General features: G+C 39.9%; 21 protein-coding genes and 2 rRNA genes. 12 read left to right on the top strand and 11 right to left on the bottom strand.

Going from position 1 to position 21786, the window contains the following annotated elements; translation table 11 throughout:
• Window positions 1-156: 156 nt before the first annotated feature.
• The 3 genes from QZ488_RS11100 to coaD all read left to right on the top strand — a co-directional run bounded on the left by QZ488_RS11100 (window position 157) and on the right by coaD (window position 2157).
• Complete coding sequence (locus QZ488_RS11100) at window positions 157-552, top strand: adenylyltransferase/cytidyltransferase family protein (protein ID WP_293748593.1); 396 nt, start codon at window positions 157-159, stop codon at window positions 550-552.
• Window positions 549-1580: a CDP-glycerol glycerophosphotransferase family protein gene (locus QZ488_RS11095; protein ID WP_293748591.1), complete on the top strand. Its 1032-nt coding sequence runs from the start codon at window positions 549-551 to the stop codon at window positions 1578-1580. The genes QZ488_RS11100 and QZ488_RS11095 overlap by 4 nt, the downstream gene beginning before the upstream one ends.
• Window positions 1581-1662: 82 nt before the next feature.
• Complete coding sequence (coaD, locus tag QZ488_RS11090) at window positions 1663-2157, top strand: pantetheine-phosphate adenylyltransferase (RefSeq protein ID WP_293748589.1); 495 nt, start codon at window positions 1663-1665, stop codon at window positions 2155-2157.
• A 30-nt stretch (window positions 2158-2187) separates the two neighbouring features.
• On the opposite strand, the gene mutM is transcribed toward coaD, so the two are convergent.
• The 6 genes from mutM to radC form a co-directional block, all read right to left on the bottom strand.
• Window positions 2188-3000: a bifunctional DNA-formamidopyrimidine glycosylase/DNA-(apurinic or apyrimidinic site) lyase gene (mutM, locus tag QZ488_RS11085; RefSeq protein ID WP_293748587.1), complete on the bottom strand. Its 813-nt coding sequence runs from the start codon at window positions 2998-3000 to the stop codon at window positions 2188-2190.
• A gap of 3 nt (window positions 3001-3003) precedes the next feature.
• Window positions 3004-3465, bottom strand: a complete 462-nt coding sequence (locus QZ488_RS11080; protein WP_293748585.1) for a hypothetical protein — start codon at window positions 3463-3465, stop codon at window positions 3004-3006.
• A gap of 150 nt (window positions 3466-3615) precedes the next feature.
• Window positions 3616-3771, bottom strand: a complete 156-nt coding sequence (rpmG, locus tag QZ488_RS11075) for a 50S ribosomal protein L33 (RefSeq protein WP_007625402.1) — start codon at window positions 3769-3771, stop codon at window positions 3616-3618.
• Between the two features lie 11 nt (window positions 3772-3782).
• Entirely contained in the window at window positions 3783-4019 is a 237-nt protein-coding gene (gene rpmB / locus QZ488_RS11070; protein ID WP_007625404.1) for a 50S ribosomal protein L28, read from the bottom strand.
• 176 nt (window positions 4020-4195) lie between these two features.
• On the bottom strand, window positions 4196-4990 hold the full coding sequence (locus QZ488_RS11065; protein WP_293748580.1) for a glycosyltransferase family 25 protein: 795 nt from the start codon (window positions 4988-4990) through the stop codon (window positions 4196-4198).
• Between the two features lie 236 nt (window positions 4991-5226).
• Window positions 5227-5901, bottom strand: coding sequence for a DNA repair protein RadC (gene radC, locus QZ488_RS11060; RefSeq protein ID WP_293748578.1), 675 nt, complete (start codon window positions 5899-5901; stop codon window positions 5227-5229).
• Between the two features lie 140 nt (window positions 5902-6041).
• On the opposite strand from radC, the gene coaBC reads away from it, so the two are divergent.
• Together coaBC and slmA are read left to right on the top strand one after the other, a co-directional pair.
• The gene (gene coaBC / locus QZ488_RS11055) at window positions 6042-7247 is read left to right on the top strand and encodes a bifunctional phosphopantothenoylcysteine decarboxylase/phosphopantothenate--cysteine ligase CoaBC (RefSeq protein WP_293748576.1); all 1206 of its coding nucleotides are present in this window, start codon (window positions 6042-6044) and stop codon (window positions 7245-7247) included.
• A gap of 25 nt (window positions 7248-7272) precedes the next feature.
• Window positions 7273-7863: a nucleoid occlusion factor SlmA gene (slmA, locus tag QZ488_RS11050; protein ID WP_293748574.1), complete on the top strand. Its 591-nt coding sequence runs from the start codon at window positions 7273-7275 to the stop codon at window positions 7861-7863.
• A gap of 73 nt (window positions 7864-7936) precedes the next feature.
• Here the strand turns inward: slmA and QZ488_RS11045 are convergent, their stop codons facing one another.
• Complete coding sequence (locus tag QZ488_RS11045; protein WP_293748572.1) at window positions 7937-9577, bottom strand: M28 family peptidase; 1641 nt, start codon at window positions 9575-9577, stop codon at window positions 7937-7939.
• A 136-nt stretch (window positions 9578-9713) separates the two neighbouring features.
• Here QZ488_RS11045 and QZ488_RS11040 point away from each other — a divergent pair, with 136 nt between their 5' ends.
• The 4 genes from QZ488_RS11040 to QZ488_RS11025 all read left to right on the top strand — a co-directional run bounded on the left by QZ488_RS11040 (window position 9714) and on the right by QZ488_RS11025 (window position 13129).
• Window positions 9714-10289 carry a TetR/AcrR family transcriptional regulator gene (locus QZ488_RS11040; protein ID WP_293748570.1) on the top strand — a complete coding sequence of 192 codons (576 nt, stop codon included), beginning with the start codon at window positions 9714-9716 and terminating at the stop codon, window positions 10287-10289.
• Window positions 10290-10495: 206 nt separating this feature from the next.
• On the top strand, window positions 10496-10828 hold the full coding sequence (locus QZ488_RS11035; RefSeq protein ID WP_293748568.1) for a DUF1820 family protein: 333 nt from the start codon (window positions 10496-10498) through the stop codon (window positions 10826-10828).
• A gap of 25 nt (window positions 10829-10853) precedes the next feature.
• Window positions 10854-12593 (top strand): DUF885 family protein, encoded by a 1740-nt coding sequence (locus QZ488_RS11030; RefSeq protein ID WP_293748566.1) that lies wholly within the window; start codon window positions 10854-10856, stop codon window positions 12591-12593.
• A 26-nt stretch (window positions 12594-12619) separates the two neighbouring features.
• Window positions 12620-13129, top strand: coding sequence for a hypothetical protein (locus QZ488_RS11025; protein WP_293748564.1), 510 nt, complete (start codon window positions 12620-12622; stop codon window positions 13127-13129).
• On the opposite strand, the gene QZ488_RS11020 is transcribed toward QZ488_RS11025, so the two are convergent.
• Window positions 13126-13596 (bottom strand): EVE domain-containing protein, encoded by a 471-nt coding sequence (locus tag QZ488_RS11020; protein ID WP_293748562.1) that lies wholly within the window; start codon window positions 13594-13596, stop codon window positions 13126-13128. The genes QZ488_RS11025 and QZ488_RS11020 overlap by 4 nt on opposite strands.
• A 107-nt stretch (window positions 13597-13703) precedes the next feature.
• Window positions 13704-15227: a methyl-accepting chemotaxis protein gene (locus tag QZ488_RS11015; RefSeq protein WP_293748560.1), complete on the bottom strand. Its 1524-nt coding sequence runs from the start codon at window positions 15225-15227 to the stop codon at window positions 13704-13706.
• 320 nt (window positions 15228-15547) lie between these two features.
• Here QZ488_RS11015 and imuA point away from each other — a divergent pair, with 320 nt between their 5' ends.
• The 3 genes from imuA to QZ488_RS11000 are packed head-to-tail and all read left to right on the top strand — an operon-like array spanning window position 15548 to window position 20771.
• Complete coding sequence (imuA, locus tag QZ488_RS11010) at window positions 15548-16237, top strand: translesion DNA synthesis-associated protein ImuA (RefSeq protein ID WP_293748558.1); 690 nt, start codon at window positions 15548-15550, stop codon at window positions 16235-16237.
• Between the two features lie 20 nt (window positions 16238-16257).
• The gene (locus tag QZ488_RS11005; protein WP_293748556.1) at window positions 16258-17676 is read left to right on the top strand and encodes a DNA polymerase Y family protein; all 1419 of its coding nucleotides are present in this window, start codon (window positions 16258-16260) and stop codon (window positions 17674-17676) included.
• On the top strand, window positions 17676-20771 hold the full coding sequence (locus QZ488_RS11000; protein ID WP_293748554.1) for an error-prone DNA polymerase: 3096 nt from the start codon (window positions 17676-17678) through the stop codon (window positions 20769-20771). The genes QZ488_RS11005 and QZ488_RS11000 overlap by 1 nt, the downstream gene beginning before the upstream one ends.
• Window positions 20772-21117: 346 nt before the next feature.
• Here QZ488_RS11000 and rrf read toward each other — a convergent pair.
• Together rrf and QZ488_RS10990 are read right to left on the bottom strand one after the other, a co-directional pair.
• A 5S ribosomal RNA gene (rrf, locus tag QZ488_RS10995) occupies window positions 21118-21233 on the bottom strand.
• Window positions 21234-21423: 190 nt separating this feature from the next.
• Window positions 21424-21786 (bottom strand): 23S ribosomal RNA (locus tag QZ488_RS10990); the annotation flags it as partial.

Below are 21786 nucleotides of genomic sequence, written 5' to 3'. Positions count from 1 at the left end.
GACTAAATTAAATCAAACACACTTTAAGTATCAAAGAGCGGCTTTTACTAATCTTCAACTAACCGATATCATACGGAATATATTTAGCGAAAGCTAAAAACAATAAGCCTCAACGGCGGCTTTATTAGAAATTCAGCTTTTTAAAAGTAGGTAGCGGTGAATAGAATAATAACATTTGGAACCTATGATGTTTTGCACATCGGGCATATAAAATTGCTGAAGCGAGCAAAGTCTCTAGGCAGTCATTTAATAGTTGGAGTTTCATCTGATGAGCTTAATAGAGATAAAAAAGGGCGAGAACCTATTTATCCGCTAAAAAGCCGATTGGAAATCATCTCTTCATTAAAATTTGTAGACGAGGTATTCGTAGAAGATTCATTAGACTTAAAAGCCGAATATATTACTTCTCATAACGCAGACATTTTAGTTATGGGCGATGATTGGGAAGGCCGATTTGACCACCTAAAAAAGTATTGTGACGTAGTTTACTTACCTCGAACACCTTCTATTTCGACCACGGAAGTCATTGAAATAATCAAGGAAAAGGCGTGAAGCACTATCTATTTTATATTGCTCACAATTACGCATTTGAAATATTACGCCCTTTGCAACAAGAGATCCGCAGTCGTGGCGACAGTATTGCTTGGTTTGTCGAGGGAAACGAAATAAATCCTGATTATTTTCATCAAGATGAAAAAGTATTAGATACTGTAAAACAAGCAGTAGATTACAACCCTAGAGCCATATTAGTGCCAGGAAATTTAGTGCCAGACTTTATTCCTGGTTTAAAAGTACAAATTTTCCATGGTTTTGAGTGGAAGAAAAAAGGACATTTTCGTGAGCGAGGGTGTTTTGACTTATATTGTACCCAAGGTCCATTTTTCACTAGTCGATTCGAGCAAATACGTACAACTCACCCGCACTTTTCTGTAGTAGAAACAGGTTGGCCCAAAACAGATACATTATTTAATGCTCCAGTCTACGACTGGCCAAATAAACGTAATGTGAAAACAATACTTTATGCTCCTACTTTTTCACCCGCATTGACTTCAGCAAGTGCCTTATTTGATGAAATAAACAAATTAGCTAAGACCTATAAAGACTGGCAATGGATAATTAAATTTCATCCCAAAATGGCAGAGAATATAGTTCAACAGTATCAAAGTATAAGCAGTGACAACCTACATGTAATAGAAACCTCTGAGCTCGCTCCTGTTTTACAAACGGCTGATGTAATTGTATCTGATACATCATCAATAATTACTGAATTTGGCTTACTTAATAAACCAATTGTCACTTTCAAAAATAAAGAACCGGAAGCCCATTTATTGAATATATTCGAGCCCACAGACTTATTTTCAGCCATTGAACAAGCTTTAAAAGCAGACCAATCATTACTAAAAAAAATCAAACATAATACAAGTTTGATGCACCCTTACTTCGATGGAAAGTCCTCAGCACGTGTATTAGATGCGGTAGAAAAAACAATTCAATCACCTCCTTTAGGGTTAAAAGCTAAGCCACGCAATCTATTCCGAAAACTTAAGATGCGAAAAAAGCTTGGCTATTGGAATTTTTGATACTCACTATTAAGACAAATAAATTAGTAAAACTCATCCGACTTGGGTTAGCCTTAAACCAAATTAAGCAAATACATTTATTATGCACAGAAAAGCGATATACCCGGGTACGTTTGATCCAGTCACTAACGGCCATGCCGATCTAATTGAACGCGCAGCCAAAATGTTCCCTACTGTGATTGTTGGTATCGCCTCTAATCCAAGTAAAAAACCCTTGTTTACCTTAGAAGAGCGGGTTGAACTGATCAAACAAGTCACCGCACATTTGGATAACGTTGAAGTGATTGGTTTTACCGGCTTGCTGGCTGATTTTGCTGAGAGCCAAGGTGCTACAGTTTTGCTCCGTGGTTTACGCGCGGTATCTGATTTTGAATATGAGTTTCAACTGGCCAATATGAACCGAAGGCTCAATCCAAATTTGGAAAGTGTGTTTATGACACCTGCAGAAGAAAATTCATTTATATCATCCACTTTAGTTAAAGAAGTCGCTTTGCACAGAGGCCGTGTAAACGAATTCTGTCACCCAGCAGTGATTGACGCTTTACAACAAAAGCTACATAACAAAGAGCCTAAGTAAAGCGCTCTTTGCCACGCTGAGAGCACCCTCTTAGCGTTGGCAGGTTTCACAGTAAAAAGTGTTACGCTGCCCAATAGTGACTGACTTAATGGTTGAGCGACACGCATCGCAATTTTCACCCGCTCGACCGTAAACCAGCAGTTGTTGTGCAAAATACCCAGGTTGCCCATCTGCTTGCATAAAATCTTTAAGCGTTGTACCGCCTTGCTCAATCGCGCTGGCTAACACTTTTTTAATAATGTCTGCGAGTTGCACGTAACGTTTTTTAGTGACTTTGTTGGCTGGTTTTCTAGGATCAATGCCGGCAATAAATAATGATTCGTTAGCATAAATATTGCCAACCCCCACTACTATTTTATTGTCCATTATAAAATTTTTCACCGCGACAGATTTACTGCGAGACAACTCAAACAGTCTAGCGCCATCAAATTCATCGGTTAGTGGCTCAGGACCAAGTGACGCTAACAAACTTAGCGTAGGCTCATCACGGCCTTGCCATAGACAAGATCCAAACCTCCGTGCATCGTTAAAACGCAAACATACGCCATTTTGCATAACAATATCCAAATGATCGTGTTTCTTCACCTCAGTATCAGAGTCAACGACACACAACTTACCCGACATGCCTAAATGCAGAACTATACTGCCTTTGCTGGTATCTAATAGTAAATATTTTGCTCGGCGCCTGATGGAAGTGATAACCAAACCTTCAGCTTGATGTATATCTTCTGGAATTGGCCAGCGTAATTGGCGCTTACGCACGATGATGGTTTGAATAACTTGATTTTCAAGGTGAGGACTAATGCCTAACCGACTTACTTCCACTTCTGGTAATTCTGGCATGTTTTACTCGGATAAAATTAACATTGAATAACGAGGACTGATTAGCTGATATGTTTTTTGGTCGACTTTCACTAAGGTTTTATCCGCCAGTTGCATAAACTGATAGCCAATAGGCAACGCCTGGCCCGCAAACCAGACTTTTACTAAGGGGCCAGACAACTGCCCACTTAGGTCTTGGTCAAATAGGCTAACCTCAGCTTTGTTCCAACTTTCAACTAAGCTTACAAGCCTTTCATTACTATACATTCCAGATGCTGCTCGCCAACCTTGACCAATTCGCTCTACCTTTTCTTGCTCAAACTGCATGGTAGTGATTGTCATATTCGCAGGCACAAGAGTGAGTATAGATGAAGTCTCATCGCTTTCTTCATTTAGAAAATTACTACTGAAATTGAATAACACGATCAGTATTAACATACTGACAATGATGACATTGTTCCAAGCCCGCTGAGATAACTTGATCATATGAAACTAAAACCGACTAAGTATGTATGGCCATTATGACATAAGGCGTAATACCAATCCCAGCAAAGAAGTATTCCCTCAGAAAGTGGCAGGTATAAACGCAAAAAACCCGGCAAAAGCCGGGTTCTTCAGGAGACAAAACCAATAAATTTACTTGATTTTAGCTTCTTTAAACAAAACGTGCTGACGAATTTTAGGATCAAACTTTTTGATCTCCATTTTGCCAGGCATATTACGTTTGTTTTTATCTGTAGTGTAATAAAAGCCTGTACCAGCACTAGACACTAATTTAATTTTTTCGCGCATAATCTGCTTCCTTAAACTTTAACACCGTTGGCACGCATATCAGACAATACTGTATCGATGCCTTTTTTATCAATAATACGCATACCTTTAACAGATAAACGTAATTTCACGAAACGGTTTTCACTTTCAACCCAAAAACGGTGGGATTGAAGGTTTGGCAAAAAACGACGACGAGTCGAATTTTTCGCGTGAGAGCGGTTGTTACCTACCGCTGGACGCTTGCCTGTAACTTGACATACTTTGGCCATGGCCTTTGTCTCCAAACAATCTAAAAAATTTAGCTCTGACTCACATTTAATCGTAATCAATCTATGTGTCAGCTAACGCTATTAACAAGAGGGCGCATTTTATACAGTAAACTAGGGATGAGTTCAAGAATAATGTGCAGAAAAACAACTCTTTTATTACGAATTGGGCGAATCTGCTACCTATTCATAGTTTTGATGACTTTGTAGCCATTTCTGGGGAAGCGGGTTTGCATCTTCGAGAGCAATGAGACTCTCTGTTGTCTGTTTCTAAAGTAGAAAAAAATTTGCTTATACAATTTAAATATTCGACGCCTTTTTGATTTTTTACGAGCGCCCTTATTTTCAATATCACTGCCGATGCTTTCGTTTATTGCAAATGGGTAGGGCTGTAAACCAAATACTTCAAGGTCATTTTCCCACCAATGCTGAATATCCATATCCACAGGTCGACCAAATTTTTCAGACATGGCCAACAGGTGTTTAGCTCCTAGGAAACTGACTAATTGTGCGCAAGTTTTAGCGGGTATTTTATTATAAACACCTAAATTTGCATTGCCTAATTTTTCCGAAAAAACCACTTTTCGCTTGATAGGAAACTCCGCCAACTTAATACAATGCCAAGGTTGTTTAATCCGGGCTACATCATTTATCAGCCTTGATATGTCGGCGTTATTAATAAAATCATCTTCAAGCACTAAAGCAAAATCTAAGTGCTCATCTACAATTTTTTGCCACACTTTTCTGTGGCTAAGGTAACAGCCAATTTCGCCATGGGTTAATGCGCAATGATACTGCTGACGATTCAAATTATCGTCGTAAAATTGTCTTAACTCATGATGCCCTAACTTACTTCCATCGACCGCACTAACTCTTTCAAAGTCAAATTCACATAGCTGATTTCGACTTTCTCTCATTCTAGATGTAGACGTGTCTAAGTTAATAACAAAAATTTTACTCGAAGCCTTAGTCATATTCCCTCACAGATCTATTTTGGCCATTAATTGGTAAAAATGATGGCGGCAACTTAGTTCTTAATTGGAAATTAAGTTACCTTCATGGAAGATTTTTGATGATACAAAACCGGAGAAACAAAGACTGGTTAATAATTGTTCTAAAATGTAATCAAATGGTGGAGTGGGTTACATTTGGTCTAAGAGATTAGTTATTTAATATGCAGAATAATGAATGACTGGGAAGGCATTTATATTTAGAGCAATCCCCTTTGCGCAAATGAAACTGCAATGCCATCTCCTATCACGAAGTGATCGAGTACCTTGATATCCATTAAGCTAAAGGCATCAATAACCCGTTTGGTGATACTTTTGTCTGCCTGACTCGGTTCTGCAACACCGGATGGGTGATTGTGGGCGAGTATGACTGCAGCGGCATTATCAATTAGTGCTTGTTGTACTAAAACTCGAGGGTAAACAGATGCGCTATCTATGGTGCCATAAAACATAGGGCGATATTTTATGAGTCTATGTTGGCTGTCGAGTAATAACATAGCGAATACTTCATGCGGTTGATCTCTGAGTTTTGCAATTAGATACGCTTGAGTTTGCTCAACAGAGCTGAACACATCAGTTTTGTCTAATGCTTCAGCCATATAACGCTGACTCATCTCCAAACAGGCTTGTAATTGAGAAAATTTAGCCTGGCCTAAACCTTTCGCACGACAAAAATCATGCTCCGAAGCACCTAGTAACCCACGCAAACTACCGAATTCTGTCAGCAGGTTTCTAGCAAGATCAATAGCACTACAATCTTTAATGCCGGTACGTAAAAATATTGCCAAAAGCTCGGAATCGGAGAGTGCAGCGGCGCCTTGAGCTAGCAGTTTTTCTCTGGGCCGCTCATGCTTTGGCCAGTCTAAAATTTTCATGCGTCCTTGCCTATTCGATCAATTATACACTGCAGTTTCAAGGTTATTAGTTGTCTAAACTTCAAAATAAGCCTAGCAAATGGAAGCTATTCCAGCCAATAATGTGACTATTGAGCCTAGCAACATGTCAAAAAGAGCCAATGCAACTCAAAAACATCAATATTATTTTAGGCATTACAGGCGGCATTGCAGCCTATAAAACCCCAGATTTAGTGCGCAAACTCGTTGCCAAAGGTGCAAATGTGCGCGTGGTAATGACTGATTCAGCTAAAGAATTTGTTAGCCCATTGGCATTACAGGCTGTGTCTGGCAATCCCGTTTCTGATAATTTGTTAGATAAAGACGCAGAAGCCGCTATGGGCCATATTGAACTGGCCCGTTGGGCTGACATGTTGTTGGTTGCCCCAGCCACTGCCAACTTTATGGCTAAATTAACCTATGGTTTAGCAGACGATTTATTGTCTACCTTGTGCCTTGCCACGCCGGCTCCTATTTATATTGCGCCGGCGATGAATCAGCAAATGTGGTTCGCAGACGCAACTCAAGCTAATTTGAAAATATTGGCACAACGTAAAATCCAATTTTTGGGTCCTGCTCAAGGTGAACAGGCCTGTGGTGATGTGGGTCCAGGGCGTATGCTTGAACCCCAAGAAATTGCAGATTTATTGGTACCAGAGTCACTAGAACAACTATTGGCAGGTAAACGTATCACTATAACCGCGGGTCCAACTCGTGAAGAAATTGATCCAGTGCGTTACCTATCAAATCATAGCTCAGGGAAAATGGGCTATGCCCTCGCCACAGCAGCGCAAGAACTAGGGGCAACAGTGACTTTAATCAGTGGCCCTGTAAATTTACAGCCACCAGCGCTAATTAAGACAGTATCAGTAATAAACGCGCAGCAAATGCATGATGCAGTGATGCAAACAACTGATACCTGCGATATTTTTGTAGGCTGCGCCGCAGTAGCTGATTATCGAGTACAACAAAAGACCGAACAAAAAATCAAGAAGTCAGATAGTGAGTTAACACTTACTTTTATTAAAAACCCTGATATTCTTAGTGATGTAGCACATTTGGCTAATGCACCTTTTACTTTAGGTTTCGCCGCAGAAACACAAAACTTGCGCGAGTATGCCTTAGATAAGTTGCAGCGTAAAAAGCTCAATATGATTGCTGCAAATGATGTATCTGATAGTACAATTGGTTTTAATAGTGAGCAAAATGCACTTAACGTATTTTGGTCAAAGGGTGAAAAAAAGCTAGAAGTTGCCGATAAGCAACTGCTAGCTAGGCAATTAATGCAACTAGTAGCCCAAAGATACATAGAAGATACTAACGACTGACGCCACTTTCGCCTAGGAACCCAGAATGCCAGCAACAAAACGCCCCAATCGCCGTGCGCAAATTCTTCAAGCACTGGCGAGCATGTTACAAACTAACCCCGGACAACGCATCACCACTGCCAAGCTAGCTGCGCATGTTGGTGTATCAGAAGCAGCTTTATACCGCCACTTCCCAAGCAAAGCGCGAATGTTTGAGGGGCTGATTGAGTTTATTGAAGAAACCTTATTTTCTCGTATCAATAAAATAATCAATGAAGAAAAAGACACTGCAACCCGTTGTCAGCTTATCTTGCATCTTATTTTAGGTTTTGCCGAAAAAAACCCGGGGATCACTCGTATTTTAAATGGCGATGCTTTAATGGGTGAACAAGACAGGTTAAGAGAGCGTATTGCGCAACTGTTCGAACGTTTAGAAACGCAACTAAAACAAGTATTGCGCGAACGTAAATTACGCGAAGGTAAAACTTTGCCTGCTGATGAAGGGATCATTGCTAATATATTAATTTGTTTTGCGGATGGACGAATTAATCAATTTATTCGAAGTGAATTTACCAAAAGACCCACAGATAATTTTGCCGAACAATGGCAATTAATTAATAGGCAGTTTTTTGCGTAGGGCTCTAAAATATAAACAAAAAAGCGGACTCAATTAAGTCCGCTTTTTTATCTAACTTGAGTTTTATAGACTGCTATTTCGAAAAGGTATCCCCAAAAAAGTCCCCTTCATTCCATCTAGATCGTTGTGCTTGGTTGGCCAATGTCAAACCTATGTGATAATTCACCTCAGTAAACTTGGTCGCGGCTTTCCAATTAAAGGGCTGGCTAAAATCATCGCCAGGTTTATGATAATTAGTTTTAAGAAAATGACTAAACTGCTTACCACCGTCAATGTCAGGATCTGCCGATTTAAAACCAGACATTAAAAATACCGAAGGAATACCTTGTTTTACAAAACTATAATGGTCAGAGCGAGTAAAGAGCGCCTGATCTGGCATTGGATCTGGACTTAACTCTAAACCAATTTTTTCAGCCGCTTTTGCTACAGAACTTTTCATATCACTATGGTTTGCACCAAATGCAATAACGTCATTAAATTCGTAGGTCAGTATTGGCATATCAAGATTTACGTTAGCGACCATTGAGCCCATAGGTACAGTAGGGTTTTGCGCAAAATAATCTGAGCCCAACAGCCCTTTTTCTTCACCTGTTACCGCTACAAACAAAATAGAACGTTTAGGACGCTCATCGAGTTGACTCAACAACCGGGCCGTTTCCATTAATACAGATGTACCTGAGGCATTATCCATAGCACCATTGTTAATTTTGTCTTTCTTTACCGTCTTAGCAAAACCAAGGTGGTCAGAGTGAGCAGAATACACTATGTATTCGTTTTTAAGGCTAGGGTCAGAGCCTTCTAGGATTGCAGCCACATTTGGGCTAGAGATAGCCTTGTGAGTGCTTTTAGATTCGAGTTGGATCTCCATAGGCAAATCAAATCCCTTAGGTGACTCATCTTTTTCCAACATCCCATAAATTTGCTCTAAATTTTGTTGCGCATCTGCAAATACAAGCTCTGCCGCTTCTTTACTGAAATATGCCGAGCCATTAATTTTCGGATAAACACCAGAAGGTTTTCCATCATTATCTAACCACCTAACAGTAGGTGTATGTATGTAATTTAATAAGTTTTGATAGGGCCTTACTTTTTCAGCTGTTGGGGTGCTGATGGTAACAAAGCCGATCGCACCATTTTCAGATGCGTGACGGAGTTTTTCGCGGCTTGAACCAAAATGCGCTCCTTCTTCACTAGGAAAAGACTTAGGTTTACCCGATAAGGCGACCACTACTTTTCCCTTTACATCCATATCTTGATAGTCATTGTGTTGCAATTCAGGGGCAACAATACCGTACCCAACAAACACTAACTTACCCGCCATCTGAGTCGTTTCTTCTATTGGATTAGGAGAGGTGAGAAACTGTTTTGGATAACTTAGTGCCATGTCACCTTGTGAGCCCGTTAACGACAACTTGATTGAAGATTGGTCAATATAAGCTTGAACAAAATTCACTCTCTGCATATAAGTGCCATTATCACCCGCTGGTGTTAGTCCATATTTTTCAAATTCAGCAGCAATATATAATGAAGCGATTTCGTGGCCTCGAGCCCCAGTGTCTCTGCCCTCTAACAGGTCATCAGATAAAAACCTAATATGCGACTTAATCCGTGATGCATCAGCAGTAACGTCTGATGTTTGTTGAACTTGTTCAGATTGACACGCAACTAATAGTACAGCCGTCAAAATGATGCAAAAACCTAGATTTAACTTCATTATTATCCCCATTCATGTGTTTCAATTGTTTTATTTGTCAGACTAAGCGAGATGCCTAACCACTACAACCTTGACAGATAATTTAACTCGGCTACCCTGTGAAGAACACATATTCTGCCAAGACTAGTTGATTACTATGCCACGTAAAGCCCAATACAACGTTGATGCCGTATTAAGCCAAGCCATTGATGTCTTTTTGGAACATGGCTATCACGGCGCCATTATGGATGAAATTATTGCCAGAACTGACTTCAATAGAAGGGGGTTCTATATTGAATTTGGCAGTAAGCAAACTTTTCTTTACATGGTGTTAAAACACTATCAAACCGTGCATCTACATAAAGTAATGCAACATTTAGAATCTAATCAAGGGCTTGATTCTATTAGTGCATTTTTTACTGATTACGTTGAACATATCAAAGGCAAAGGGTGCTTGTTGATCAACTGCATTACCGAATTGGGCTTTGATGATCAAAAAGTACAACAAATAGGCCGCCACTATCTAGACCGATTACAAATAGATTTTATTGGTTGCTTAGAAAAGGCTCAAGGTTTAGGTCAAGTACATGCTCATATTAATATAGAGTCAACCGCACTGCAGTTAACCAGTTATGTTCAGGGTTTTGCCGTCAATGCTATTTTGGCTGGTGATACTGATGAATTACAACTGGCCACTCAGGCTTTATTAGGCCCTTTAGCAGTTAGACAATAATTTAAATTTTTCTGCCGCTCGCTTATTTTCTTTCTAATGATCAATAAATAACGCATTAGGTTACTGCTCGATAAAAATATCACAGCACAAGCTTTTATCAGCCTTGCTATTGGCCAGTCCATCTCCATTGATAGGTAACGTGTCACATCCTATTTTTATCCCGTATAGTGTTACGGGGAAGTAACTTAATATATTGAGTGGTTATTATGTCCAGTGAAAAACATTTGTTCCGCATCCAATTTATCGCCAATGGTGAACGTTATGAACTTTATGTTCGAGAAGTTTGCCAAGGAAGCATGTTTGGATTTATCGAAATAGGTGACTTTGTTTGGGATACCCACACCAGTTTAGTGCTAGACCCTAGTCACGAAAAACTTAAAGATGAGTTTGCTGATGTCACGCGTACATACGTTCCTATGCATAGCGTGTTACGTATAGATGAAGTGAAAAAACAAGGCACCTCAAAAATCAGCGCATTGTCAGATAAGGTGACAGCCTTCCCTACTCCAATTTATACACCTAAAAACACACCTAAATAAAAGCCATTTACTCAAGGGTAGAGATATGAAAAAGTTTTGCTGTTTATTGTTATTGAGCCTTTTTTCCTACGTATGTTCTGCTTCAGTAGCCACTAAGTTACAGCCGTTGCTCGATGAAATTTGGCAATATGAATTGTCTATTAGCCCTATCCTAGCAACGCGACAAGGCATACATGACTTTGATGACAAATTGGCTGATATCACTCCTAAAGCGCTGGCGAAACAAGACTCTCGATATCACGATTTCTTAAAAAAACTGTCCCAGATTGATAAAGCCAAGTTAAGCAGGGCTGAACAAATCAGCTTATTAATTCAACAAAGACGTTTACAAAACTATGTCGACCAATACCGTTTTAACGCGCACTATATGCCACTTACAGCAGAGTCGGGCTTTCATAGTGGATTAGCGTTTTTACCTCGCTCTAGTCGCTTTAAAAACATGGTTGACTATCAAAATTACTTAGCTCGGCTTGCGCAATTCCCCACTTATTTTGAACAACAAATTTATTGGATGAAAAAAGGTCTACAAACTGGTTTTGTGCAACCTAAAGTAGTACTGCAAGGTTTTGAAGATTCAGTCAAAGCCTTTATACATGACTCACATGAAGACAGTGTATTTTATGTACCCTTTAAAGATTTTCAGGATGCTAACGTTGACTCCATGCAACAACAAAAATTACGTGAGCATGCTAGTGAAATTATCACAAACCAGGTATTTGCTGCTTACCAAAAATTTTATGACTTTTTAATCACTGACTATATTCCCAATAGTAAAGAAAATATCGCCGCTAAGTCTTTACCAAATGGTGCCGCCTTTTATCAAAACCGTAGTGATTTTTATACCACGACTAACATGTCGGTAGATGATATTCATTCATTAGGTTTGAGTGAGGTGAAGCGTATTCGTGGCGAAATGCAGAGCATAGTCAATCAGCTTGAATACGACGGCGATATAAACCAATTCATTCAATATTTACGGACTGACAAAAAGTTTTATGCTCAAACAGCAGATGAACTGATTAAACAAGCTTCATATATCGCCAAAAAGATGGATGCCAAGCTACCTCAACTATTTAATTATTTACCCCGCACGCCATACGGTGTGGAGCCAGTACCTAAAAGTATCGCACCGAAATACACAACAGGGCGTTATATTTCCCCCACCAAAGATAACCAACCTGGTTATTACTGGGTTAATACCTACGCCTTAGACAAAAGACCTTTATACGCACTTACTGCGTTAACGTTACACGAAGCCGTACCGGGCCATCATTTGCAAATATCTTTATCTAGAGAAATGCAGGATTTACCTGAAGTGCGACGTTATACCTATATTTCTGCATTTGGCGAAGGGTGGGGATTATATTCAGAATTTTTGGGTAAAGAAGTGGGAATGTATAACGATCCCTACGATGAATTTGGTAGATTAAGTTATGAAATGTGGCGCGCTTGCCGCTTAGTGGTAGATACAGGTATGCATATCAAAGGTTGGTCAAGACAAAGAGCAATCGATTTTATGTTAGAGAACACTGCGTTATCCGAGCATAATGTCACAACTGAGATTGACCGTTACATATCTTGGCCAGCCCAAGCGTTATCATACAAAATAGGTGAGTTGACGATAAAAAAATTACGGGAACAAGCTGAGCAAGCTTTAGGCGATAACTTTGATATACGCACATTTCATCATGCGGTGTTAGAACATGGGTCGGTTCCCTTGTCTATTTTGGAAGAAAACATTCAAAATTTTATTACACAACAATAAAGAAGTTTTATTCTTCGAGGTTATTAATGATTGAGTTCGGTGTAATTGCTTTATTAATTTTGGCACTCATCTTTATGGTGATGAATGGTAAAAGTACTCAGCGAGAGCTAAAACAAATTAAACGCGCTCACAAGTTACTTCAATCACAAAATAAATACTCTTTGGGCATAGTGATGGCTATGTCTACACAACTACAATATGTTTTTCAGACTAAGTTGGCTGCACTTAATAGTCATGGACTTATCAAACGCCAAGACTATGACATCGCACATTTTGTTCTTGAAAATTTTCAATTTATTATTGTGCAATGCTGCCAACACAATGAAACAGTAGAAGTAGCTGTGCGCAAAGCACTTAAAGGTCAAGCGCTGACAATTGAATTTGTCAGCCAATTTATTGCTCGTCAACCTTCTGAAGTAAGGGTGCCTTGGTGTAAAAATACGGTAGATGGTTTTATTGCAGCTTGTGGGAATTTGGTTTCAGATAAGGTTAAAACTCAACCAGAAGTAGAAGAAACCAACCCAACTATTAGCTAGCCTGCACCTTGGCATCGACTTAATAAACATTCAAACTCTGTTTGCTGCACTGGCATAATGGATAACCGGCCTCCCTTTTTCACTAATCCTATATCGGTGATTTCTGGCATGTTTTTGATTGTTTTAAGAGGTAAGATTTTCGAAAATTTTTGCTTGAATTGAATATCAACCATCATCCATCTAGGTTTGTCTTTGGGTGACTTTGGGTCAAAGTATTTACTTTCAGGATCAAATTGAGTGTGATCGACATAACCTTCTTTTACCACCTCAGCGACCCCAACTATCCCAACGTCTTTACAGCTAGAATGGTAAATAAAAACCTGATCCCCAAGCTTAACCTCATCACGTAAAAAGTTACGAGCCTGATAATTACGGATCCCATCCCAATGTTCTGTTTGGTTAGGCATCGCTATTAAGTCATCAATACTGAAGGCATCAGGCTCTGTTTTAAACAACCAATATTGCATCAGTGTCCCCCTAATTAGTTAAACAAGATACGTCTTAGTCTAACAGGCATTAAATAATTCTCAGCAAAGAAAAAACTTAGGGATATGCCTTAACTAAATTTCTCGTTTTACTCGACCGCGCGATAGCCAATTCTAAAACCGCCCCAATGTTTACCATCTACATATATGGGCAATGACAAATCGTGCATCACTTCCCCAGTGTCACGCTTGTATGTTTGCAACAAGAATTTTTCAGTGTTTTTCCCACACCTTGCGCCCGTATAGTCATTAAAAATACGCTTAGTACGACTATTGACTAAATCTTGCTCATAATTTCCCGTCATGGCTTTACTGTATTTTTTATTGTGTGTTGGGAAGTAACCATTTTTATCCACGGCGCCAGCAAAAATAATAAAGGGTTGTTTTTCAAGAATTGGTTCCTGAATGCTAGGCAGTTTTAAATCGGTAAATTTTTGCGGATTAGTATTTTCTACAGGCAAATAATTGAAGTCGAACAACGCTCTTTGAGTTATCTCATTATTCTTAATTGCTGATTCAAACAGCTTACCAATCTGTTGTGCAGACTGTGTTGCGACTTTTTGTACCTGTGCATTTTGTTCATCTTCAAGCTCAAATACATCTAATTGTCTAAAAATATCTTCAGTTTGGTTACTAAGAGAAATAGCCTGCGCAGAAACATCTTTTAAGTCATGCTCTAATTGTTTAGTTGTTTCATGCAATTGCAGCACATTAGTACTGATCCCATGATTGGTTTCTCCATGGGAACTCACACTCTGTTTTACTTGTGACATCACCTTAGCTGCTTCAGATGACGACACGCTGGCATCTTGGATAAGACTAGATGTTTGACTGATTACACCCGACATCACACCGCTAGCTTCAGCCACCTTTTCAATTGATTCAACAGAGTCATGGCTGGATTGATTTATCTCTGATAATACATTGTCGATACCTTTAGTCGCATCAGCCGTTTTTTTCGCGAGGTCTCTTACTTCATCAGCCACCACGGCAAAACCACGGCCCTGCTTTCCAGCTCGCGCGGCTTCGATTGCCGCATTTAAAGCTAACATATTAGTTTGATCAGCTAACTGATTAATGGTGGTGGTAATACTACCTATGGACTCTGCACTCGATTTAAGTTTCGATAACATATCCTTAGCATGTTCAATTTGGGTCGCTAATGTACTTTGCTGTAACAGCAGTTGCTCTAGTAAAACTTTGCTTTGTTGGGTTTTTTCGTCTGAGTCATTAATTTGATTTTCTGCTAAATCCGCAAATTCTAATAACTCATCATTACCCTGCTCCAAACTGGTAATGCTCTCAGCTATTTGCTGAGCATTATCAACCTGAAGATTAAACGTTTTAGTCAGCGTATCCAGAAAATGTGAAACTATTGCCCCACCAATAGCAATACGACTTGAACCTTTGCTTATATGTTTTGCAACTAGTTGATAATCTTTTTCGGGGGGAATAATATCTTCAGCGATATTGGCCTGACGACCAGCAAGCCATGTAAACACTGCTGCCAGCGAAGAGGCAACGACAGCGAGCAACCACCATGGAGTAGAAAAATAATCTAATATTAAAATACATATTAGAACGACAAAAAATTGCAGTGTGATTAATTTCATATGTCTTTCTTTTTCAGCAATAAATGATGTAAATGAGTTACACAATCAAGTTATCGACCAAAATAAGCTAAAATATAACAAATTAACATAAGCCATTGGTCTTAGACCAATATAAGCACCTATTGCGTGCCAACTAGATTATTAGGCTGCTAAGAGCCTCATAATAAACAATTAAAAAATCACATGAAAATCTGCAAACAACGAAACAACATTGTTATGTTGTCTTAAAATCTTCCCCCTTTGTAAACAAACAAACGTCAAACTTGCATCTTTTAGAACCTTCAATATACTGTATATAAATACAGTATATTTGTGATGTTATGCACCCTACTATTTCTTATCTGAAAAATAAAAACCTGCTCTGGCAGGCGAATCATACTCAATCTTCTGATAACGGACAGCACACCGGATTTAAGGAATTAGATAATGCATTACAAGGAGGATTTCCAGAGTATGGTGTCATTGATATTCGCAGCCAAATTGGCATTGGTGAGTTGCGTTTATTACTGCCTAGCATCCTTACTAGACAACAACAAAGACAGACTGAATTAATCACACTTATCGCACCACCGATGTCGATTAATAGCGAAATGTTAGCTGAATTTGGTTTTACACTCGATCAAGTGATGGTGGTGCAACCCTCATTAAACAAACAAGTTTTGTGGAGCGCCGAGCAGAGTCTCAAAAGTGGCTGCTGCCACAGTGTGGTTTTGTGGCATGTTTCGTTATCAGTCACGCAAGTCAAACGCCTACAATTGGCCGCAGAAAAAGGTAATAGTTTACTTTTTATCATACGCCAGCCTCAGCAAGAACATATCTCTTTACCCGTCACTTTAGGAATAAAACTCAGCCCTTCTAAAGTCGGTATAAACGCACAAATAACTAAGCGCAAAGGCAGTTGGTCTAATGCTCCATTTAATATCTATATGGGAGCTTATTGGCCTGAATTGAGCCAATCTGAAGACAACAATGTGTTGCTATTCCCCTCTCGTGCATATCGCGCGGGATAAACCACTTTTAGTACTTTATTATGCAAAACATTTGGCTATATCTGTATTTTCCTAATTTACAATTAGATGCATTGCTGCAACAAAATCCTGAGTCAAATATCCATTCACAAGCTTATGTGATCTTAGATGAACAGACTAATCAAGTATGCCAACTCAATCACACCGCTTACCAAGCGGGCATTCGTTTAGGCATGGGGTTAGGCACCGCAGCTATGTTAAAGGGAGATTTACAGGTTATCGCTTACCAAGAAGCAATCACTAAAAATAGGCTTAATGATATTGCCCAAAACCTATATTTAGTCACAAGCGACATCTGCTTTTTCAACGAAAATAGTTTGTTATTACGGGTACATAACATGCTTAATTTATATGGCAATTTAACATCTTACTGGCAGGTCGTGCAGCATCAACTACTTCAGCAAAAAGTGAATTTTCATTATGCCACAGGGCACTCCCCCTTAGCCGCTAAGTTACTGGCTATCAGGGCTTGGGATCAGGTAACCGATAACGTAGATACAATCAAACAAGCTATTCAAAACACTTCTTTACAGCACACAGATCTTACAACTAAAGCGGTTGAAAAATTACAACGAGTGGGCGTGCATACTATACAAGCACTACTCAAAATTCCTCTTGCTGATGTTGCCAAACGATTTGATATAGAAGTCGCTACTTACATTGGCAAACTTACGGCGCAAATAACCCATCCTGTTAATTTTTTCCATCCGAAGAAGCATTTTGACCGAGTGATAGAATTGTTATATGACATAGAAAACATTCAGATTTTACAAGCACCATTAAATCAACTTTTACAAAATTTAGAGCAGTTTTTAAAAGCACGTGACTTGTTAACCCAAACGTTGGTGTTCACTCTTAGCCAGAGGGATGAAAAAATGATCGAGTTAAACATTCATTCCCAGCAAGGCGAATATTTGGCTAAGTATTGGGCAGTATTAATATCGTTGAAATTAGAAAACATCACACTCAGCGCGCCTGTTTTTGCGATCCGCTTAGTAGTAGAGAACAGCTATATCAGAACGCCGGACAAAAGCGATTTATTTGCAGGTAAGCAAGGTAGACTATCACGTTTACAGTTGATATCACTACTTCAAGCAAAACTGGGTGAAGACGCCGTATCCACCCCTACATTAAACAATGATTATCGACCTGAACGGGCAATTCAAAACTCCAAACGACTAGCTAAATCGATACAACCTTTTCAACTTTATGCCTTACGGCCAAGCTTTTTATTAACCCCTCCTCAACGCTTACAAGAAAAAATCTCCATTGCTTATGGACCAGAACGCATTGAAACAGGTTGGTGGGACACTAAACCTATCACCCGTGACTATTTTATAGCCTTCAATCAACTTGGTCAGTGGTACTGGGTGTTTAAAACGCCACGGGGTGATTGGTATTTACATGGGGTGTTTAGTTGATGGCAACAAACAATCACTATGCTGAATTATTATGCCAAAGTAATTTTAGCTTTTTGCGTGGTGCATCTCATCCACAAGAGTTAGTTAAGCAAGCGACTTTTCTCGGTTATCAAGCTATTGCTATAACCGATGAATGCTCGGTGGCAGGGATCGCCAGAGCATACACCGCGATTAAAGAGCATGAACTTAGCATCAAGTTAATCATTGGCAGTCTATTTCGTTTTGATGAGGAGCTTGAGCTAGTTTTATTATGCCCTGACAGACTGGCTTATGCAGAGTTATGCAGAACGATTACTAATGCCCGTAAACGCGCTCCCAAAGGTGAATACCAACTCAATAAGTGGGACTTACTTGGGATCAAACATTGTTTAGCCATATGGTTACCCAATGGCGTTCAAGCCATAGATAACCACTGGGGAGCTTGGCTCAAAAAGCATTATAAACACAAAGTATGGATAGGTTATCAACGGCATCTACTGGCTAACGAACATCGCTACTTAGAACATGTAGAGCAACTTAGTGACGATCATAAAATACCTATCTGCGCCTGTGGTGGTGTATTAATGCATCATCAACAACGTTTACCACTACAACATGCGCTCACTGCAATTCACACAGGTAAACCAATCTCAGCATTAGGCCGTCAATTATTACCTAACAGTGAACGTTATCTGCGGCCAATCAATAAACTCGCTACTTTATATCAGTCAGCATGGCTTGAAGAAACACTCACTATTGCCAATTTATGTACTTTTAGCTTGTCGAGTTTACGTTATGAATACCCGAGTGAATTGGTGCCTAAGGGCAAAACTGCCTCAAAGTATCTGCGAGAACTGGTTATCACAGGTCTACATTTACGTTTTGCCACTGGAGGCAATCTAACGTTTGCTATCAAACGAATTATCATTAAAGAACTACGATTAATCAAAGAGTTAGAATATGAGTATTTCTTTCTTACTATTTACGATGTGGTGCAATTCGCTCAACAACAACAAATTTTATACCAAGGCAGAGGTTCAGCAGCCAACTCGATCGTTTGTTATTGCCTACAAATCACTGCTGTTGATCCAAGGCAAATATCAGTGTTGTTTGAACGTTTTATTTCCAAAGAACGTCAAGAGGAGCCTGATATTGACGTGGATTTTGAGCATGAAAGACGTGAAGAAATCATTCAATATATTTATCAAAAATATGGACGAGAACGTACTGCCATAGCAGCAACCGTTATTACCTACCGAAACAAAAGTGCTATCCGAGAAATAGGCAGAGCATTTGGCATAAACGAAAGTCAGTTAGATTTCTTCATAAAAAATATGAATCACCGCGATATGGAATTGGGCTGGCAAACTCAAATTGCTGAACTTGGTTTTGATCCCTCATCATCACAAGGCAAACAATTTGTTAGTCTGGTTAATGAAATAAAAGGCTTTCCCCGCCATCTATCACAACATGTGGGAGGGTTTGTCATATCCCAAGGCCCACTTTATCATCTGGTTCCAATTGAAAATGCCGCGATGCAAGATAGAAGCGTGATCCAGTGGGATAAAGATGACCTTGAAAGCTTAGGGCTTTTAAAAGTTGATGTGCTTGCCTTAGGTATGCTCACCGCCATTCGTAAATCTTTTGCCTTAATCAACAAGCATTATCAGCATGACTTTAACATTGCTCAAATCACAGCTATGGGCGACGACAAGCAAGTTTATAAGATGATTCAGAAAGCCGACACAGTAGGCGTATTCCAAATTGAATCACGCGCACAAATGAGTATGTTGCCAAGACTAAAACCGACTACGTTTTATGACTTAGTCATCCAAATAGCGATTATACGGCCCGGCCCTATTCAAGGAGGGATGGTGCACCCATTCTTGCAAAATCGTGCAAACCCACAAGCAATTGAGCACCCGTCTCCAGCACTAAAAGAGATATTAGAACGTACTTCGGGCGTACCTATTTTTCAGGAACAAGTGATTAAAATTGCCATGGTAGCCGCGGGCTTTACCGGCGGAGAAGCAGATAAATTACGCCGCGCCATGGGAAGTTGGAAGAAGACTGGTGAGTTAACAAACTTTAAAGATAAGTTGATAACAGGGATGTCACTAAGGGGTTACACAGTTGAATACTCAGAACGAATATATAAACAAATATGTGGTTTTGGAGAGTATGGGTTTCCCGAATCTCACTCGGCATCCTTTGCAGTACTAGCTTATGTTTCATCATGGTTAAAACACTACTACCCTGCAGCTTTTTATATAGGTTTACTAAATAGTTGGCCTATGGGTTTTTATTCCCCCGCTCAACTCATTCAAGATGCGAAACGACATGATATAGAGGTATTGCCTGTATGTGTCAACACATCACAATTTGATCATACTTTAGAATATCAAAACAAGAATTGGGCAATTAGATTAGGCTTACGCCTAGTTAAAGGTGTAACAAGTAAAAGTGTTGACCCACTTATTCAACAACGACCAGAGCATGGCTTTGCCGAAATCAATCATGTTAAACACCTGACACTTCCTCGCCATATAATTGAAGCGCTTGCCAGTGCCAACGCTTTCCATAGACTTTGCGATAATCGATACGCAACTCGTTGGTTACTAATGGATGCAGAAAGCGATTTGCCTCTATTCAATCAACAAGCGTCATTTCCAATAAGCAACATTCCTAACCCAAGCGCGACTAAAACCCTATTAGAAGACTACGTAGCAACCGGTTTGAGTCTATCGACTCATCCTATAGAGTTATTGCACAAGGCAAAGCTATTACCCAAACATACTCAAGCAAACCAATTGCACCTCAAAGCACATCAAACTCACGTTAGCGTAATTGGATTAGTTATTGGCAGACAAAGGCCAGGCACATCCAAAGGTGTTACCTTCGTGACCCTTGAAGACAATACAGGGAACATCAATGTAGTCGTTTGGTTAGCCACCTCAAGAGCACAAAAACAGGCTTACTTAAAGTCGACCATATTGCAGGTAAAAGGAATATTAGAGCGGGGAGATGGTGACGTAATACATATCATCGCTGGGAAACTGACGGATTTAAGCCATCTATTAGCAGAACTGAATACCAAATCCCGTAACTTCCATTAGATTTAGCCAATAAAACCTATAAATAGATCTAGAGATCACTAAATTTTAACCAAAAAAAAGGCCACCCGTATAGGTGGCCTTTCTTCAGAATGGGAGCCTGGCAATGTGCTACTCTCGCATGGGGGTGGAAGCGGAGTCTTTTAGGAACACAGTTCCTACCGCTGGAACGAGATAAGCTACGCTTGGCTCCGGGAATCCACTTTGTGATGGTTTTCTGCTGTGTAGCAATGCGCATTCGCGCTTAAGTACTAAGTCACCTTTTCCACTCTAAAATGTGGTGACCATTTTCCAATCCTCCGAAACGCAAAAAGCCACCCGATAAAGGTGGCTTTGTACTTAATTGGGAGTCTGGCAATGTGCTACTCTCGCATGGGGAAACCCCAAACTACCATCGCCGCTAATGTGTTTCACTTCTGAGTTCGGAATGGGATCAGGTGGGGCCACATCGCTATTGTCGCCAGACAAAAACTGTTATCTATCAAGCTTTCACTCAATAAATCAATATGTAAAAGCTGATGCTCACTATCTACTCATGTAGACGCTCGCTGTAATCGAGGCTAAAGAATGTCTTCAGTCTTACTCTTAATTTTATGTTAATACTTGTCACTCATAAACGCTTAGCACTTCTTTTATGAAGCCACTTGGGCGTTGTATGGTTAAGCCTCACGGGCAATTAGTACAGGTTAGCTCAACGCATTGCTACGCTTCCACACCCTGCCTATCAACGTCGTAGTCTTCAACAACCCTTTAGGTACGTTAAACGTACAGGGATGACTCATCTTGGGGCTCGCTTCGCGCTTAGATGCTTTCAGCGCTTATCGATTCCGAACGTAGCTACCGGGCAATGCCTTTGGCAAAACAACCCGAACACCAGCGGTTCGTCCACTCCGGTCCTCTCGTACTAGGAGCAGCTCCCCTCAATCATCCAACGCCCACACCAGATAGGGACCGAACTGTCTCACGACGTTCTAAACCCAGCTCGCGTACCACTTTAAATGGCGAACAGCCATACCCT

The sequence above is a fragment of the uncultured Paraglaciecola sp. genome (assembly GCF_913020055.1).
GTDB lineage: Bacteria > Pseudomonadota > Gammaproteobacteria > Enterobacterales > Alteromonadaceae > Paraglaciecola.
Note: the sequence above shows the minus strand (reverse complement) of the source record. Positions and strands in the feature narration are given on the sequence as shown.